Below are 17862 nucleotides of genomic sequence, written 5' to 3'. Positions count from 1 at the left end.
ACCCAGAATTACCCATTCAGTAAATGACATAATCAGACCTTTTCATTTGTTTGGCCTGATTATATAAATTATTCCCCGTTTGTCCATGTCAGGCCCGATTAGCGTTTTTGTTGTTTATTGCTTTCGCACATGGTGATGCCCGCGATCGTCAACCATACTCGTTGTGGCAAAAAATATTCGTAGTTTTAATAAGGATGTAAAATTATGACAATAGCAATTAATAGCATGCGATTAACCGCGCTGTCCTTAATGCTCGGTAGCTTTGCGATCAGTGCTGCACCGGTTGCTGCACCAGCGACCGGTTACACTTTAGAGCGGGTAGTTATCTTGAGTCGCCATGGTGTCCGTTCACCGACGAAACAGACACAGCTAATGAATGATGTGACACCGGATAAGTGGCCGCAATGGCCGGTACCAGCGGGGTATTTAACCCCCAGAGGTGCGCAGTTAGTCACATTGATGGGCGGTTTCTATGGTGATTACTTCCGCAGCCAAGGGTTACTTCCAACAGGGTGCCCGGCAGGCGGAACGCTCTATGTGCAAGCTGATGTCGATCAACGAACCCGCTTAACGGGGCAAGCATTCCTTGATGGTATAGCGCCGGGATGCGGCCTAAAGGTACATTATCAGGCTGATTTGAAAAAGGTTGATCCGCTATTTCATCCCGTCGAAGCCGGTGTGTGTAAGTTAGATTCAGCACAAACCCACAAGGCCATTGAGGCACGACTGGGGGCTCCATTAAATGAGGTGAGCCAGCGCTATGCTAAGCCATTTGTCCAGATGGGTGAGATCCTCAACTTCGCCGCGTCACCCTATTGCAAGTTGCTACAGCAGCAAGGAAAAACTTGTGATTTTGCCACCTTTGCCGCCAATGAAGTTAAGGTGAATAAGCAGGGGACAAAGGTCTCGCTTAGTGGGCCGCTAGCATTATCATCCACATTGGGTGAGATCTTCTTACTGCAAAACTCGCAAGGGATGCCGGATGTTGCCTGGCATCGGTTAAGCGGAGCAGCGAATTGGGTTTCATTATTATCGCTACATAATGCGCAATTTGATTTGATGGCCAAAACACCTTATATCGCTCGCCATAAGGGAACGCCATTGTTACAGCAGATCAATACGGCGCTACTCCTTCAGCGGGAGGCTCAAGGGCAAACATTGCCATTATCCGAGCAAACTAAGCTCCTTTTCCTTGGCGGTCATGATACCAATATCGCCAATATTGGGGGGATGCTGGGGGCCAACTGGCAACTACCGCAACAGCCGGATAATACGCCGCCGGGCGGGGGATTGGTGTTTGAACTATGGCAGAACCCAGATAACCATCAGCAATATGTTGCGGTCAAAATGTTCTACCAAACGATGGATCAGTTACGAAATAGCGAAAAGTTAGATCTGAAAAGCAATCCAGCCGGTATCGTCCCCATTGAGATAGAAGGCTGTGAGAACAGTGGGGCGGACAAACTTTGCCAGCTTGATACTTTCCAAAAGAGAGTGGCTCAGGCAATTGAGCCTGCCTGCCATATTTAAATCGTGCTATCCGGTTGGATTTAACGCTAGCCGGATATATTTCTTCAGAGTTGAATTCCGTGATTAATATAATTTTGTTGATGAGTATTATATAAATGATAACGCCGGAGTAACCTGGTCAATATAAGTTCACTCCGGCGTGAAAGCACTGATGCTACTAAAGTGAGATATCAACTTACAAACAAAAAAATAGGATAAAAACGATTAACCCAGTCTAACTAAATCGAAAGGCACATAACGTGCACCGGTATGCTGCAACTCCACAACAGGCGCACGCTCTGCCTGTACAGGGGCTAGACCATCCGCATGGATAGCTTTTGCTACGTCTATTTCCCCTGTTTGCGCGACCATAACACGTTTGCCTGGGATAATTTGGTTTCTATTTCTGTCATAGACTTTAACCATATTAACCTCCAATGCGCTAGCTATTATAGCCATTGCTGACTCAACGTGAAAAATGATATTTATTTTTTCATTGGGGATCAAGTGGGGTAGCCAATTTTTTTTGCAGTGAACCGATGGGGAATACAGTTTCGCGCGGCGACGTTAAATTAATAAGGAATCCGGCTATTACGGATTCCTATGCAGAATGTACTCGGTAATAAGCGATGAGCTATATTAGTGTCTTTTGTGTCAATGATTCCAATATTTTTAGCGGAGATTGCTGAGGGGTTTTCATTCCGGTAACAGGCAGCAGGAAAGTTTGTTCCAGCATATATTGCCCACCCATCGCCGCGTGAGGAGTTTGATCAGAAAAACAGATCCAACTGCTGCCCGGAGGGAAATCAATCGCTTGTTGCAGACCATTTTTTTGATAATTCAGGTCTGATTTCATTTTATCGTGTAGCTGAAGCATCAGATGGTCGTAATGGCTACGGCGGCGCTTAGTGATACCCACCTTATGTTGCAACCAACTACTGAGGGGAGAATAGCGCTCAAGTTGGGGTAAATACCGGCTAGCAAGCTGCGTAAAGTCTTCACCTACCCGCCATGAGCGAGGCTCACCATGCGGATTGATATTAGAGAAGATGCGTATAATACGCTCGCCATAATTAGGACGCGAAGGGAAAGCATCAACATGTAAGCGGCTATCATCTTTACGCCAAGACGTCTTATCGCGCCAAGCGGTTACGGGGTGCAAACGCAGGCTATTGGTCGGGCTATGCAGGACGGAGGTGTACTCCGGCAATAATTGATTGACCAGATTGAGGCAACTTTGGTAATAACGTTCAAGCAACTGGCGGGTGAGGGCGACTTTGCTTTCATCGGTGACACCGGTAAGTACGCCTTCCTGTGGCTTGAAGCTGATATTCTTACGTTTCACATCAACCAATGCAGGATTAAGCAACTGCTTTTCCTGTTCACTTAGTTCAAAAGCAAGATGGGGTAAGAACAGGACTTTACCTTGCTCCAGGGCTTCAACGGCACTGTTGCCTTCCGTATAACTTTGGTCCCAACGGCTGTTGGGTAGCGTAAGAATCAATGAATCTGACGCCTGATTTAGATTATCACTGCTCATCGATTATCCGCTGTTAGATATTCATTCAATGATTGGAATCATAACTCTTTATTTAAGACAAAGTGAGGTTTGTAACACAATTTTTAGCATTTACAGCGCCCAACCAACGGCGCTAATGGCGGTAACCGCCGCATAATAGGTGATGATTTTACAATCGAAGTTTGGATTTCAGCGTGTTCTGACCAGCGATCAGTGATGGTATCCAATTGTTCCATCGATTGAATATGTAAGCGGCTAATAAAACAATCGTCACCGGTCACTTTGTCACATTCAACGCACTCTGGTGTAGCTTGAATCATCTGCTGGACAATATGCAGCGTCCCTACCAAGGGCTTAACGCGGACAATAGCTTGCAAGTTATAACCAAATGCCCGTTGGTCTAGGTCTAATGTATAGCTACGGATGATATTTCGTTCTTCAAAGCGCCGGAGACGTTCGGATGTGCTGGGGGAGGAGAGATTCACTTGTTGGGACAAGTCTTTCAGCGAGATACGGGCGTTTTCCGCTAAAATGGCAATCAATTGTTCGTCAATCTTATCCATACCAATACTGGCCTCTTATTATTAGGTGCATTAGCATTATTATAGGCGATTTTTTAATGGGTTACTGACATTTGCCTAATAAATCTAATGTATCTGATAAATAAAAAGGCCAACCTATTGTGAACACTCTGGCCCCTGCGGGGCAAAAGTGTTTTTGAATCTGAACGCTTGTTACTGTCTCAAGCAGAGGTGCGAGTTAATGAGGTGATTGCACTCATCTCATTGGATGACGTCGACTTTTTTTGCAGATAGGCCAAGTCATAGACATCGTAAAAATCTATCTCGCCTTTGTTGCTAATAATATGTTTAAAGCGATTCTTAAATTCATCGCTGATATTTTCACTATTCAATATTTCATCAATAGCCTGTGTTGATAACGCGCGACTAAAGAACCACTCGCCGTTGTAGCAGACACGTAAATCAAGCACGCCTATATCCTCAAATCTAAATACGGGTTTGATCTCCATCATCAAGATTGCTGACATTAGGACAAAGAAAAGGGTAAAGGCAATCATATATCCAGTGCCAAAATAGGGTGTTAAGTACATCAAAACTAAAACAAAAAAGTATGATACTAACATCGCCAGACACAGATATGGGTGCTTGTAGACAAAATCGCTATTAAATTTTAACCGACCATCTCTTTTTTCTTTATGATTAATTCTTGCGATATCGTCGATTAATATCTTCTTAATTATGTCCATAATTATAACCTTGTGATTAAAAACTCTTAGAATTAAACCATAACGCTCGTTATAGATTAGCATGGAAGTTTAAAGCTAAAGTATAGCAGTTTAATAAATTCGCTAGCTAAACTGTTATAGGTGAGTAGGCGGATAATTGAAGTGTAATTTATTTATTCATCAGGTGAAAGCGATCGTTTAATACTCGCTCTCACCTCATAGGTTATCACCATGCGGGTAATCATGGTCTCAAAACAGCGTTAAGCTGTCAGGACAATTTTGCCGATATGCGTACTGCCTTCCATTAATGCATGTGCTTTTGATGCCTCTTCTAATGGGAAGGTGCGGAAGATCTGTGGCTTGATTTTGTTCTCACTCAGTAGCGGCCAAACTTGTTGCTCCAGCTCTTTGGCTATCAAGGCTTTCTCTGCCACGCTGCGTGAACGTAATGTAGAACCGGTGTGTGTTAAGCGTTTTAGCAACATTAACATTAGGTTAAGGTCCTTGGCATGAGCATTCTGCGTACCAATCTGAACAATGCGGCCATTCATGGCAGCAGCTTCATAATTGCGTGCGACATAATCTCCGGCAATTAAGTCGACAATAACATCAACGCCTTTTCCTGATGTGACCCGCTTGGTTTCAGCGACAAAGTCCTGAGAGTGATAGTTAATGGCAACATCTGCACCCAGAGCCAGGCAGGCCTGGCGTTTCTCCTCAGAGCCCACTGTGACTATCAGGGTTTTTGCGCCAAATGCCTTACCGAGTAATATTGCCGTGGTTCCTATACCGGAAGATCCTCCATGAATTAACAGGGTTTCACCTGCGGTAAAATGCCCACGCTGGAATAGATTGGTCCATACAGTGAAAAATGTTTCTGGTAGCGCCGCAGCCTCAATATCAGTAAGGCTATCGGGGATAGGCAAGGCATTGGTTTCGTGTATAACGCAGTACTGAGCATACCCCCCACCCGCGATTAACCCACAGACTCTGTCTCCGATCTTAAAGCGGCTAACATCGGCAGCGATAGCAACCACTTCGCCAGCAACTTCTAGTCCGGGGATATCGGATGCCCCTGGTGGTGGTGCATATTGACCACGACGTTGCATGACATCAGGGCGGTTAACACCTGCTGCGGAAACCTTAATCAGTACTTCACCCGAAGCAGGCATAGGAATAGGCCGAGTTACCGGCACTAATACTTCCGGTCCGCCAGACTGTGTAATTTCAATCGCGACCATGTTTGTCGGAAGATGAGTTGATAATTTCATAGAATTCCTCTGTCGCATGAAGGTGCTAGGTCAAATGCTATAACAGTGATTGAGTGAGTATCTTAGCGCTGTAATCGAAATAATTCATGGCGAGAATGTGCTGAAGTAATGACCTGAGTCAGGAGGTTGGCGGCATCGTAGTCGCTAAAAAATCAAAAAAAAGCGCCCAATAGGGTGGGCGCATAAATTTACAAAGGAGTCGTACATGTATGGACAGACTTGCATGGCGACAAACAAGGCATTGTAAAAATCAAGACTAAGAGATGTTTGAACGCTTTGATTGTATGAGTGTTACGCCAGTGTCGATATAGGTATAAATCTGAAACTGCGCACTAATATCGTTACAGGCTCAATGGCTCTTTGCTCCACAAGTCTAAACTTACCCCCACAAATCTAAGCGTTGTATTGCCAGCAAACTTGGTACTGATAGATTTTGTCTGTCAGTAAGTCATTTAAATGGACACTAGGACTCCATGAGTCGTCGCCGCCAACACCCATATGGAAACCGTCAATATTCAGCCAAGTCCCTTGCTCTGGTTTAAGTAGGTGCTGGTGGCTGGTGGTCATGAGTTGCTCTGTGCTGTAACGGCTGATACCGAAATGGAAGTGGCCGGTCATTCGCCAATGACCGTAATTCAAGGTGCTGGTATTACAGCGCAACCCATTCTCGCTTGGGAATATGTAGGCAGTGTGCATCTGCTCAAGGGGTTGTGACCAATGGCTATATTGTGCCGATAGTTGTCTGTCAGGGTAGTTTTCATGTGGTCCTAATCCTATCCAGTCAACTCTTTCTGCGATATCTGATAATTGACAGCACATACCGATTCTTGCCGGAGGGGGGAGTGCTGTCGCCACTTGCGTACGGACATCAATGGTCATACGGCCTTGCTGATCAAAACGGTATAGCCAATGGGTGTGCAATAACCGTTGACCTGCATACTCGTAGCTATATTCGGCACTGATTTGTATTGAGCTGGATAAACTATCGGCCTGCAATGATAAACAACGCGGCTCTAAATGATACATTCCCGCTTTCTCCCAGCGCTCAACCCAGGCGTTGGGATCGATACGAGTGGCTTCACTGATACCAATATCGTTATCAAGCGGCGCACGGACAAACTGATCGCATAGCGGGCTGAGTAACATTGGATTTTCGCCCACCCACCACTGTTCTAACAACCCAGATTGACGATTGAACTGCCAGCGCTGCTGTTGGTGTGTCACCATAATGTGGTGTGTGTCTTGGTGTAGTTGAAGGGGGCTTAGTGCATTGTCTTCGGGTAAAGGACTTGGTTGCGTAGAAAGGGCCTGCGGTAAATGCCACTGATGCCATGCGCTACGATGATCACTTGGCGACCAAGGCGTTTTGCTCACCTGTCTGATCTCAACGTTCAACCATAAATTGTCAGGATTATCGATGATAGGCAACTGCTCGGCCAGTGTGTAATGGCGTGTACTTTCGGGGAGTAAATACAGCGTGAGGCTACCTTCTAGCACGATTTCACCTCCGCATTCAATGCGCCAATAGAGGCGTTCATTGTCGCTGCTTCTGAACAGATATTCACTGGTGATACTGATCACCAGTGGTGTGGTACTCACCAATGAAAATTGGAAGAATTGTTGCGCGCACTGCGCTTCGTACAAGCTTGGATGCGGGCTGCGGTCAGGGAAGACTAACCCATTCATACAGAATTGGCGGTCATTGGGTCTATCGCCAAAATCACCACCATATGCCCAATAAGGCTGACCATGCTCATCATGGCGGGTGAGGCTTTGATCTACCCAATCCCAAACAAATCCTCCTTGTAGCCGAGGATATTGGCGGAATGCTTGCCAATAGCGGGCAAAACCGCCGAAGCTATTACCCATTGCATGGGCATATTCACACAAAATTAATGGGCGAGACTCATCCGGTAAGCCAACCCATTTCTTAATTGACCATTTGGGTACCGCAGGAAAAGGCTGGTCTTCATCTACACGGGCATACATGGGGCATACAATGTCGGTAGCGGGAGTGTTTGCGCCGCCCCCTTCATATTGTACTGGACGAGTAGGGTCACTGCTTTTAACCCAACGATAGAGAGCATCATGGGTTGCACCATGACCTGATTCGTTGCCCAACGACCAGATAATGATACAAGGGTGGTTGCGGTCACGCTGAACCATCCGTGTCACTCGCTCGCTGAACGCAGAGAACCACTGCGGATTGTCTGCTAAACGCCCCATAGGCTGCATTCCATGTGTTTCGATATTGGCTTCGTCAACCACATACAGACCATAACGATCACATAATCGGTACCATAAGGGGTGGTTTGGATAGTGGGAGCAGCGCACGGCATTAAAGTTATGTTGCTTCATCAGGATAATGTCTTGCCGCATGCTTTCTTCATCTATTACCTGGCCGGTTTGCGGATGGTGTTCATGACGATTAACGCCACGAACCAGTATCGCTTTACCATTAACCTTTAGCTGGCCCTGATGAATGGCAACCTGTCGGAAACCGACATCATAGGCTTCAGCCTCAATCAGTTCATTTCTGTTATTAAGCAGGGAAACAACAGCACGATACAGTGTCGGCTGCTCCGCGCTCCATAATGAGGGCTGTTCGACTCGCAAGCACAGGCGGGTGCGATCCGAATAATGGCCACGTTCGTCAATCACCTGAGTCCCCAGAGGTTGTTGCAAGCTCGCAATCAACTTATCGACTAGCCAAAGTTGCACGCGGACTTGATAGGCTTCGGTGACGAGTGGGTCATTGATATCAAGCGGTGGGATGTTAATCGCTGCCATCACATCTAAATTGGCAAAGCTGAACTCCGGGGATAGATGAGTCGCGATATGGATATCACGCAAGTGAATCTCTGGCTTATGCAGCAAACTGACATCACGAAAAATACCGCTCATGCGCCACATATCTTGATCTTCCAGATAGCTGCCATCACTCCAACGCAGCACTAAAACGGCGATACGGTTATTTCCTGCCTGCAAATAAGGAGTGAGATCGAATTCAGCGGGCAAGCGGCTGTCTTGGGAGTAACCGACCCATACCCCATTGCACCACAGATAAAACGCTGAATTAACGCCATCAAAAATAATGCGCGTTTGACCTGACGCAAGCCAATCTGGCGCTAACGTAAAATCACGGGAATAGCAGCCAGTTGGGTTCTCCTTCGGCACGTAGGGTGGATCAACGGGAATAGGGTATTGGACATTAGTATAAATTGGCGTGTCATAGCCATGGAGCTGCCAATTGGCGGGGACTGGCAGTGTCTTTACCCCCGCTAAATCTTGATCAATCCAATTATCAGGGACGTGCTCCGGCTGAGTAAAATAGCTAAACGACCACAGCCCATTAAGCAACTGCCGCTGTGCAGAAGGTGAGTCACTTTGTGCTGCGTTAATGTCACGCCAACTCTGAAAGGGGGGATGCGCCTCAAGGCGATGATATTGCGTCACTTGCGGGTTCTCCCAGTCCCTACGAGACAAAATCTGCGATAGGGTTGGCTTAGCCTGCTGTTGAATCCTCTGCTGTGACGTCATGATATCAACCTCATTTCTGCGATAATTATCTTGTTTTAGTCAGCGATAAAAAAGAATGTTATGCGCTCACAATTGCGATGCCAACAAGATGAATTCAGTGGCAGATAAAGTAAATAGCTGTTGGTTAAATAGTCGAGAGTGATCGCATTTATTCGTTTTTAGTCGTAAATGGCGCGGTTGTCTGACGTATCGTGAGCTTGGTGGCTAATAATAAAGTTTCAGAAGGGGGCTCGATGATATGGTGCAACCGGACTATCAGGCGGGAGACGCTCTCTTCACCCAAAAGTTTGAAATTTTGCCTAATGGTGGTCAGTGGCGGCTGGAAATAGGCGCTGTCTGCGGTGTCATCGTAACCAATAACGGAGACCTGACCAGGCACATCGACATTATGCTCATGCAGTGCACGTAACACGCCAAGCGCCATTTGATCGTTAGCCACTAAAATGGCACTAAATGGGATGTGGCTGGTAATGAGTTTCTGCGTTGCCTGATAACCACTTCGCGCGTCCCACTCCCCGTGATAGACCGCCTGCGGTGCTAATGAAGCACTGCTCAGGGCCTGTAGCCAGCCCTGATGGCGCAATTGAGCTGAAATGGCATCTTTCGGCCCACAGATCAGTGCTATTTGTTGGTGACCTAGGGCAATGAGATGTTCTGCCCCCTGAATGGCACCGACTTTGGGATCAAACAAAACACTGAAAGTGGCAGATTGGGGGTCCACGTCCAGAAACAATACCGGAGTTCCAGCACATTGCTGGACAACCTTCTGACTGCGCGTTGGTTTCAGAGGAACATTCACTAAAATGGCATCAACTCGCTGAGCTAATAGCTCATTTATGGCCTGCTGACAGGCATGGTCACTGTGGTCATCTACCATGGCAATGACGATTGAGTACCCCAACTCACGGGCTTTGCTTTTTATTGCTGCTGCGATTTGCGAGGGGGCATGTAGAGAGAGGTCCGTGGTTGCTAGCCCTAGGGTCAGACTATGCTTGCCTGCCAATTGCTGCGCCACCCGGTTAGGAACATAGTTCAGGTCAGTCATGGCCTGTTCAACCTTACTGCGGGTTTTGGGTGAGACATGAGCCGCCTGATTTAAAACACGTGATACGGTTTGATAGGAAACACCAGCTTGGCGTGCAACATCATCTAAAGTGACAGATTTAGGCCTCATGTCTCTCTCTCGGGGTAGGTGGCTGCTTATTCTAGCAAAATATTAAGATAAACTTTTAGCGCTGACGGATAAACGTGATGAAAAGCAGACCATTTAGCGCATTTTGATATTATTTTTCCTAAATGCACCAGTGCACCTTGATTCAGGGGGGAATTAATTTGGCGATTATTCCGTGTAAAAAAGAGCATCAAGAGTATAATAAATGGCTTTTTTGGCTCTATTTTAGGCAGCTGATCAAGAATCTTGTGTTTGCTTGCCAAAAAGAGTTGCTATTAAAAGCCGGTCATGAGTTAATGCGTCTCGGCCTGTGGTACAGACCTATTTATGCACGACATCTTGAGTAAAGTGGTTCATATTTAAAGCGTTATCGTTGATAGCTCTTCACTGACGAATTTCCTTCATAGTGCCTCCATAAGTAACGACTGATAACCGGCTATAACACGCCCATGGTGGCAAAATTTTTTAATAAAGGAAATAAACATGTCTAACATGATGAAAGGTCAAGTAAAGTGGTTCAACGAGTCTAAAGGCTTCGGTTTCATCACTCCAGCTGATGGCAGCAAAGACGTGTTCGTTCACTTCTCTGCAATCCAAGATCAAGGCTTCAAGACCCTGGCTGAAGGCCAGAATGTACAGTTCTCTATCGAGAACGGTGCTAAAGGTCCGTCTGCAGCAAACGTAACTGCAATCTAATTGGCCTTTGGCTGATTATCAAAAAACCCGCTAAGGCGGGTTTTTTATTATCTCGCGTAAAGTAAAATCGACTGTACACAGTAAATTTTTGATGTAAAAACCCCTCCGAACGAGCTAGTCGTTCTTTTAGTTCCACTGACTGACTCAAGTCTACTTGTTATACGAACAACTGCCTCTCTCGCCTTAAATAAATTCACCAAAAGCATACCGTTCCCTGTTCGTAAGCCTTATCATTCTCATTTGATTCTGTACTATACCCTTTATACTTAAAGTCGCAGGGGGGCTAGCTGCAACTCCAATGACTTGGGTATACACTAGTGGCATTGATTTAATCGAAGGTAATATCATGAAAGTGAATGATCGGGTGACAGTAAAAACCGATGGCGGCCCACGACGTGAAGGGGTTGTTTTAGAGGTAGAGCAGTTTAGTGAGGGCGTCATGTACCTGGTTGCACTGGAAGATTATCCAGCAGGTGTCTGGTTCTTTAATGAAATTGATAGCCATGATGGCACTTTTGTTGAGCCGTTGCACAAGTAGCATCGGGTGTTGTATTAGCGCTTTACAATAAAAAACCGGAGGAAGGTGTCTGCCTTGCCTCCGGTTTTGCTATTTACTGTTATCACTCTTAGCTTGGCTGAATTTTAGTGGCTAATAACTCAGAAGGTTTCCCAATTTAGCGAGTCATCACCTGACTTCTTATTCACACCCTTGCTGTTTTGACCTGTTGGCGCAGGTATTGATGTTTTAATCTTAGAGGCAGGTTTATGGCCATTTAGATGGAACACCGCAACAGCTTGCGTCAGTACTTCAGCTTGTTGTTCCAGAGATGCTGCCGCAGCGGAAGCTTCCTGCACTAAAGAGGCGTTTTGTTGCGTCACGTTATCCATTTCCGAAACAGCTTGCGCAACTTGGCTAATACCACGACTTTGCTCATCAGAGGCAGAAGCTATTTCACCCATAATATCAGTGACATGAGTGACGGCTGTTACAATCTCGCTCATTGTTTTACCGGCATCAGACACCAGAATTGAGCCATCACCAATCAAGTCAACAGATGCCTCAATCAATAACTCTATCTCTTTAGCGGCATCTGCACTGCGTTGTGCCAGATTGCGCACTTCGCTGGCGACCACGGCAAAACCACGGCCTTGTTCACCAGCGCGAGCGGCTTCTACGGCAGCATTCAGTGCCAGAATATTGGTTTGGAAAGCGATACTATTAATGACATTGGTAATTTCAGCAATTTTCATTGAGCTGAGGGATATTTTATCCATTGTGCTGACGACATCATCAACGATATCCCCACCTTGGGCCGCTTTAGCCGAGGCATTCGCAGCCAGTTGGCTAGCATGGTGTGCATTTTCTGCGTTTTGTTTCACTGTTGCGGTGAGTTGCTCCATGCTGGCGGCAGTCTGTTCAAGTGAGGCGGCTTGCTGCTCAGTGCGTGCCGAGAGATCGGTATTGCCCAGTGCGATTTCGCTGGAGCCTTGGTAAATAGATTCAGCACTGCTGCGAACAGCTTCGACCGTAGTGGATAATGAATCCTGCATTTGCTGAATATTGTTGCCCAATACACCGATCTCATTGCGGCCAAAGGCAACGGGCGTTTGCGTCAGATCACCTTGAGCAATGCGCTGAATGCGTTCTACCAGCCAGTTAATCGGCTTGATGATGACCCTGCTGATCACTAAAAAAGCGATCAACGTTAATAAGATCGCCAGGATAAAGGCCCCCCCCATCAGTAGGTAACCGAGGCGCGCTTCTTGCTGGGCGGTCTGATTAATTTGGGTCGCCCGTTCTGTACGATATTTAACCGCTTTTAGCAGTGGCTCATTGTAAGCACTGTCCAACTGATTGAGTTTTTCAGCTTCAAGGGAGATAACTTCTTCAAAATGTCCCTCTTTGGTCGCGTCGAGCATGAGTTTCATCCCGTCGTCGCGATACTGTTCATAGGCTTTTTTCAGCGGTCCATCCAGAGCGGTGTCAGTTTCAGATTTAATCGGGCGGTTATAGTAGAGGTCAAACATTTGCTGTGACTGAGCAATCCAGCCTTCAGCACTTTTCAAACCCTGCTGGTAACCCTCGGTATCACCGATACGTGCCGATGATGCTGCCTGAATAAGAATAAGGCGTGCAGTGCGCAGGTAATTAGAGCTATTAGACAGGCCCAGTCGGATATCCAGCTCTTGGGTTGCTTCTTCAAGTGATTGATTACTCTGCTTTAAAAAGTAGCCGGATGTTCCAATTGCCGCTGCAAATAACAGCAGTATCCCTGCCAAGATGGCGATAAACAAAGTGACCAGACGCATGTTATTAACAAACAATACTTTTGTCTTTGTATCCAGTTCTGGCGTTATTTTTCGTTCCAATGGCTGATGCGTACTTCCACGTTTCATTGTCAGTTCCGTTTCTATAGTCGCTCGAGGAAAGGTCCTTGCCTGCCATACCCTGCTGACTTGAAGTGGCAGCTTGGTTCGCTGTCACTTCGATCACTTTGGGCGCAGGCATCGCTACTTAAAATTCATCCACCCCTATATTTAAAATAATCCAAACTATCCTTTAAGAACCTATCGGCAACGGCCCTAAAATCGTTAGGGCTATAAATGAGATCACGATCGCAATTTAGATTAAAGATTCCTTACATTTCTGTAATTGAGTCAATGACTTGATAGTCGATTTTCGGAACCAAAGCGCAGTCGGAGAATGGCGGGGGATTGAGGTTACTCGGGAGTCATCTTTTCCCGTGATGAGATCCGTGAGGATAATATCCACTCATTCAAAGAAATTAATTAGTTACCAATATTAAAAATATTAATCTTTATTATTTAATTCACTTGGTTTGGTTTAGGGTTTGTTTAGGAATATAAGCTTTACATAATAATCACTCGCAACTATACTCTTGAAAAAATCAGATGGAGAAACTAATGGATACGCAAAGTAGTAGTCAAATAAGCAAGGCAAGCTAACTCATCTCCCTACTGATTTGTTGCTTGCCGAAAAATGGCGGGCAGCACCCTCTCTCTATTTCCTGAGCTGTGCAACCCCAATAATGTTTTAACTCGATAAGAAATTATCGAGGGTATTAATTTGGGTTTTTATTATGAAATTTAACAGCCACGCACTATTTCCTCCCGGCGTAGACATGGGTTCTTGCTGAGTAATACCTTAGGTATCTCTCTCAGCACAATTACCTGTGTGCTAAATAGCACATGATTATTCTACCAATGATTAGATCATGGAGAGAATCATGGCAATAACTCCTTTTGTCGTAAATTTATTATTGGCAATGTGCCTCGGCGCGTTAATTGGTGCTGAAAGGCAATGGCGTCAACGTATGGCGGGTTTACGTACCAATGCATTGGTCGCCACCGGTGCTGCAGTATTTATACTGAGTTCTTATGCCACCTCACCGGACAGTCCTGGGCGTATTGCCGCTCAAGTTGTTTCCGGAATTGGATTCCTTGGGGCGGGCGTCATTATGCGCGAAGGCATGAATATCCGAGGATTGAATACCGCAGCAACACTTTGGTGTTCAGCGGGTATTGGTGTGCTTTGTGGTCTGGGATTGTATTGGAATGCAGTGGCGGCGACTGCGGTTATTCTGTGCGCCAATATATTGCTGCGGGAAGCTGCACATCGTATTAACTTGCAGCCCCAGCAACAAGCCGTAGATTTAGAAGTACGCTACCGGATCCAGGTCACCTGCGGGACAGCGGATGAGATATTGGTCCGTACATTGATTTTACAGGCGTTAAATGGTGTGGCATTACGGTTACAGTCACTCTGTAGTGCCGATATTGCTAAACCTGGTCAATTGGAAGTTTGTGCAGAGATAGTAGCAACACCCGCAGCACAAAAAGAAATTGAGGGTATTGTTTGCCGTGTCAGTCTGGAACGCAGCGTTAGCTCTATTCATTGGCGTATTGCATCTGAATTACCGGCATAATTAATAAAATAAATTAATCTCTATTTCAATCAATAATAAATAGCACTGACCCATGTGGTAGTAAGGAGTTGTTATGGACGATCACCCCGGAGTTAACTTAATTAGCTGCTGCTAATTAAATATAAATTGGCAGCGCAATAATAGTTCAGCACAAACCATCCAAACTTTATCTCAGTATTTGAGTGGGTAAGCCCTGTGCGTTTAGAATTAAAAGAGAAGCGTTATGACCAAATTTAAAAAGACAGCTACCGGCCGCAGCAATAATAAAAAACCTTTTACTATTGCATTAGAGGCTAAGAATAGCTTGGATCAAACATTATCCAAGTTAAATGCCAATCTAAATGGCCTGACTGAAGAAGATGCTAAAGAGCGGTTAGAATTATACGGTATCAATCAAGTTGCACATGAAAAAGCGCCACCCGCTTTGACCCAATTACTGTCTGCATTTAATAACCCGTTTATTTTTGTGTTGATGGTTTTGGCGACCATTAGTTTCTTTACCGACTATTGGTTGCCATTGCAAAAGGGCGAGGAAACCGATCTGGTAGGCGTCACTATTATTGTCACCATGGTATTGATCAGTGGATTATTACGTTTCTGGCAGGAGTTCCGGACTAATAAAGCCGCAGAAGCACTGAAATCAATGGTGCGCACCACCGCAACGGTGTTGCGCCGGAGTAGTCATAGTGCTCAGCCAGCAAAACAGGAAATTGCGATTAAGCAATTGGTACCGGGCGATATTATTCTATTGTCAGCCGGAGATATGATCCCCGCTGATTTACGGCTGATTAAATCCAGAGATCTATTTATTAGTCAGGCGATTCTGACAGGCGAAGCCATACCTATCGAAAAGTACGATGCCATGGCGGCCATCAGTTCAAAATCAGTCGATGCAGATGCCAGTAGTGAGAGCGAACTTCTTGAATTGTCCAATATCTGTCTGATGGGAACTAACGTTGCCAGTGGAACGGCAATGGCAGTGGTGGTTGCTACTGGCGGGCATACTTATTTCGGGTCGCTTGCTAAGTCGATTGTGGGTAATCGTGCGCAAACGGCTTTTGATCGCGGGGTTAACAGTGTCAGTTGGTTATTGATCCGCTTTATGTTGGTAATGGTCCCAATTGTATTGCTGATTAATGGCTTTACCAAAGGGGATTGGACCGAGGCAGCACTCTTTGCATTGGCGGTTGCGGTGGGGTTGACCCCAGAAATGTTGCCGATGATTGTCAGCTCTAACCTGGCGAAAGGCGCAATTGCAATGTCACGGCGTAAAGTTGTGGTTAAGCGATTGAACGCAATACAAAACTTTGGTGCCATGGATGTGTTGTGCACGGATAAAACCGGCACGTTAACGCAAGATCGTATCATTCTTGAGCACCATTTAGATGCCAGTGGCAGTAATGACCAGAAAGTGTTGCAACTGGCGTGGCTCAACAGTTTCCACCAAAGCGGCATGCGCAATCTGATGGATCAAGCGGTCATCAAGTTTAGCCGAGGCAAACCCGAGATAGATGCGCTGCGTGGTTTTAATAAAGTGGATGAGCTGCCCTTTGATTTCATCCGCCGTCGTTTGTCGATCGTGGTAAAAGATGAGCAGCAACATCAGCGCTTAATCTGTAAAGGTGCGGTGGAGGAGATGCTGAGCATCTGCACCCAAGTCCGCGAGGGGAACGAAATCCTCCCCTTGGATGAGTGCCGCCGCGCCGAATTACTGGCACTAGCCACGCAATATAATGAAGACGGTTTTCGTGTGTTGCTGCTGGCGACCCGTGAGTTAGGGACGCAAGCCAGTGAGTTGCCGTTAAATATTGCTGATGAACGTGATCTGGTGGTGCAAGGGTTACTGACGTTCCTCGACCCACCGAAAGAGAGCGCCGAGGCGGCGATCACCGCGTTGCGTGAAAACGGCGTCGCCGTCAAAGTGTTAACGGGCGATAACCCAATTATTACGGCAAAAATCTGTCGTGACGTGGGGCTGGAACCGGGCGAGCCGCTGAGTGGTCGTGAGATTGAAACCATGGACGATGAAACGCTGGCGCGGGAAGTGGAGTTGCGCACGGTGTTTACCAAGCTGACGCCGTTACAAAAATCGCGGGTGCTGAAAATGCTGCAAAGTAATGGGCATACTGTGGGTTTTCTGGGGGATGGCATCAACGATGCTCCGGCGTTGCGCGATGCTGATGTGGGGATTTCGGTTGATACCGGCACGGATATTGCCAAAGAGTCAGCAGATATCATTTTGTTGGAAAAGAATCTGATGGTGCTTGAGGAGGGGGTCATTATTGGGCGTGAAACCTTCGGTAATATCATCAAGTATCTGAATATGACAGCCAGTTCTAATTTCGGTAATGTATTCTCGGTATTAGTTGCCAGCGCATTTATTCCGTTTTTACCGATGCTAGCTATCCACCTACTGTTACAAAACCTGATGTATGACATTTCCCAGCTTTCACTGCCATGGGATAAGATGGATAAAGAGTTTTTACGTAAACCGCGCAAGTGGGATGCTAAAAATATCGGCCGCTTTATGCTGTGGATTGGGCCAACTTCATCCATTTTTGATATTACAACCTTTGCATTGATGTGGTTTGTTTTTGCCGCAAACAGTGTCGAGCATCAGGCTTTGTTCCAGTCAGGCTGGTTTATTGAAGGTTTGTTGTCGCAAACATTGGTTGTCCATATGTTGCGCACACAGAAGATTCCGTTTATTCAAAGTACGGCGGCGTTGCCAGTGCTGTTAACGACAGGGGTAATCATGGCGATCGGTATCTATATTCCGTTTTCACCGCTGGGAACCTTGGTCGGCTTAGTACCACTACCATGGGAATATTTCCCATGGCTAGCAGGGACTCTGATCAGCTACTGTGTTGTTGCGCAACTGATGAAACAATTCTACATTCGCCGTTTCGGTAAGTGGTTCTAACTGCAGTCATGTTTACATAATATGATTTGATAGATAGATA

13 protein-coding genes are annotated in these 17862 nt (G+C 46.1%); 5 read left to right on the top strand and 8 right to left on the bottom strand.

Annotated features, from left to right (window positions below; translation table 11 throughout):
• Positions 1-204: 204 nt before the first annotated feature.
• Complete coding sequence (locus tag ACZ76_RS01245; RefSeq protein ID WP_048616079.1) at positions 205-1530, top strand: AppA family phytase/histidine-type acid phosphatase; 1326 nt, start codon at positions 205-207, stop codon at positions 1528-1530.
• Positions 1531-1734: 204 nt separating this feature from the next.
• Here the strand turns inward: ACZ76_RS01245 and ydfZ are convergent, their stop codons facing one another.
• The 7 genes from ydfZ to ACZ76_RS01210 all read right to left on the bottom strand — a co-directional run bounded on the left by ydfZ (position 1735) and on the right by ACZ76_RS01210 (position 10259).
• The gene (ydfZ, locus tag ACZ76_RS01240; RefSeq protein WP_048620141.1) at positions 1735-1935 is read right to left on the bottom strand and encodes a putative selenium delivery protein YdfZ; all 201 of its coding nucleotides are present in this window, start codon (positions 1933-1935) and stop codon (positions 1735-1737) included.
• 208 nt (positions 1936-2143) lie between these two features.
• Entirely contained in the window at positions 2144-3049 is a 906-nt protein-coding gene (locus ACZ76_RS01235; protein ID WP_048616077.1) for a Kdo hydroxylase family protein, read from the bottom strand.
• Positions 3050-3132: 83 nt separating this feature from the next.
• Entirely contained in the window at positions 3133-3591 is a 459-nt protein-coding gene (locus tag ACZ76_RS01230; protein ID WP_048616075.1) for an Lrp/AsnC family transcriptional regulator, read from the bottom strand.
• Between the two features lie 179 nt (positions 3592-3770).
• Positions 3771-4295: a YlaC family protein gene (locus ACZ76_RS01225; protein WP_048616073.1), complete on the bottom strand. Its 525-nt coding sequence runs from the start codon at positions 4293-4295 to the stop codon at positions 3771-3773.
• Between the two features lie 239 nt (positions 4296-4534).
• Positions 4535-5545, bottom strand: a complete 1011-nt coding sequence (locus ACZ76_RS01220) for an NAD(P)H-quinone oxidoreductase (RefSeq protein WP_048616071.1) — start codon at positions 5543-5545, stop codon at positions 4535-4537.
• Positions 5546-5938: 393 nt separating this feature from the next.
• Complete coding sequence (locus ACZ76_RS01215; protein ID WP_048616069.1) at positions 5939-9085, bottom strand: beta-galactosidase; 3147 nt, start codon at positions 9083-9085, stop codon at positions 5939-5941.
• Positions 9086-9233: 148 nt separating this feature from the next.
• Positions 9234-10259: a LacI family DNA-binding transcriptional regulator gene (locus ACZ76_RS01210; protein WP_048616067.1), complete on the bottom strand. Its 1026-nt coding sequence runs from the start codon at positions 10257-10259 to the stop codon at positions 9234-9236.
• 480 nt (positions 10260-10739) lie between these two features.
• On the opposite strand from ACZ76_RS01210, the gene cspE reads away from it, so the two are divergent.
• Positions 10740-10952 carry a transcription antiterminator/RNA stability regulator CspE gene (cspE, locus tag ACZ76_RS01200; RefSeq protein WP_002210893.1) on the top strand — a complete coding sequence of 71 codons (213 nt, stop codon included), beginning with the start codon at positions 10740-10742 and terminating at the stop codon, positions 10950-10952.
• Between the two features lie 346 nt (positions 10953-11298).
• Complete coding sequence (gene dsrB / locus ACZ76_RS01195; RefSeq protein ID WP_005277391.1) at positions 11299-11490, top strand: protein DsrB; 192 nt, start codon at positions 11299-11301, stop codon at positions 11488-11490.
• A gap of 119 nt (positions 11491-11609) precedes the next feature.
• On the opposite strand, the gene ACZ76_RS01190 is transcribed toward dsrB, so the two are convergent.
• A complete protein-coding gene (locus tag ACZ76_RS01190) occupies positions 11610-13349 on the bottom strand; it encodes a methyl-accepting chemotaxis protein (protein WP_048616061.1) in 1740 nt (579 codons plus the stop codon).
• A gap of 851 nt (positions 13350-14200) precedes the next feature.
• Here ACZ76_RS01190 and ACZ76_RS01185 point away from each other — a divergent pair.
• Both ACZ76_RS01185 and mgtA read left to right on the top strand, forming a co-directional pair.
• Positions 14201-14899, top strand: coding sequence for an MgtC family protein (locus ACZ76_RS01185; RefSeq protein WP_048616060.1), 699 nt, complete (start codon positions 14201-14203; stop codon positions 14897-14899).
• Between the two features lie 223 nt (positions 14900-15122).
• Positions 15123-17822: a magnesium-translocating P-type ATPase gene (gene mgtA / locus ACZ76_RS01180; protein ID WP_048616058.1), complete on the top strand. Its 2700-nt coding sequence runs from the start codon at positions 15123-15125 to the stop codon at positions 17820-17822.
• The last annotated feature ends 40 nt before the right edge of the window (positions 17823-17862 follow it).

The organism is Yersinia aleksiciae (assembly GCF_001047675.1).
In the GTDB taxonomy this organism is placed as follows: domain Bacteria; phylum Pseudomonadota; class Gammaproteobacteria; order Enterobacterales; family Enterobacteriaceae; genus Yersinia; species Yersinia aleksiciae.
Note: the sequence above shows the minus strand (reverse complement) of the source record. Positions and strands in the feature narration are given on the sequence as shown.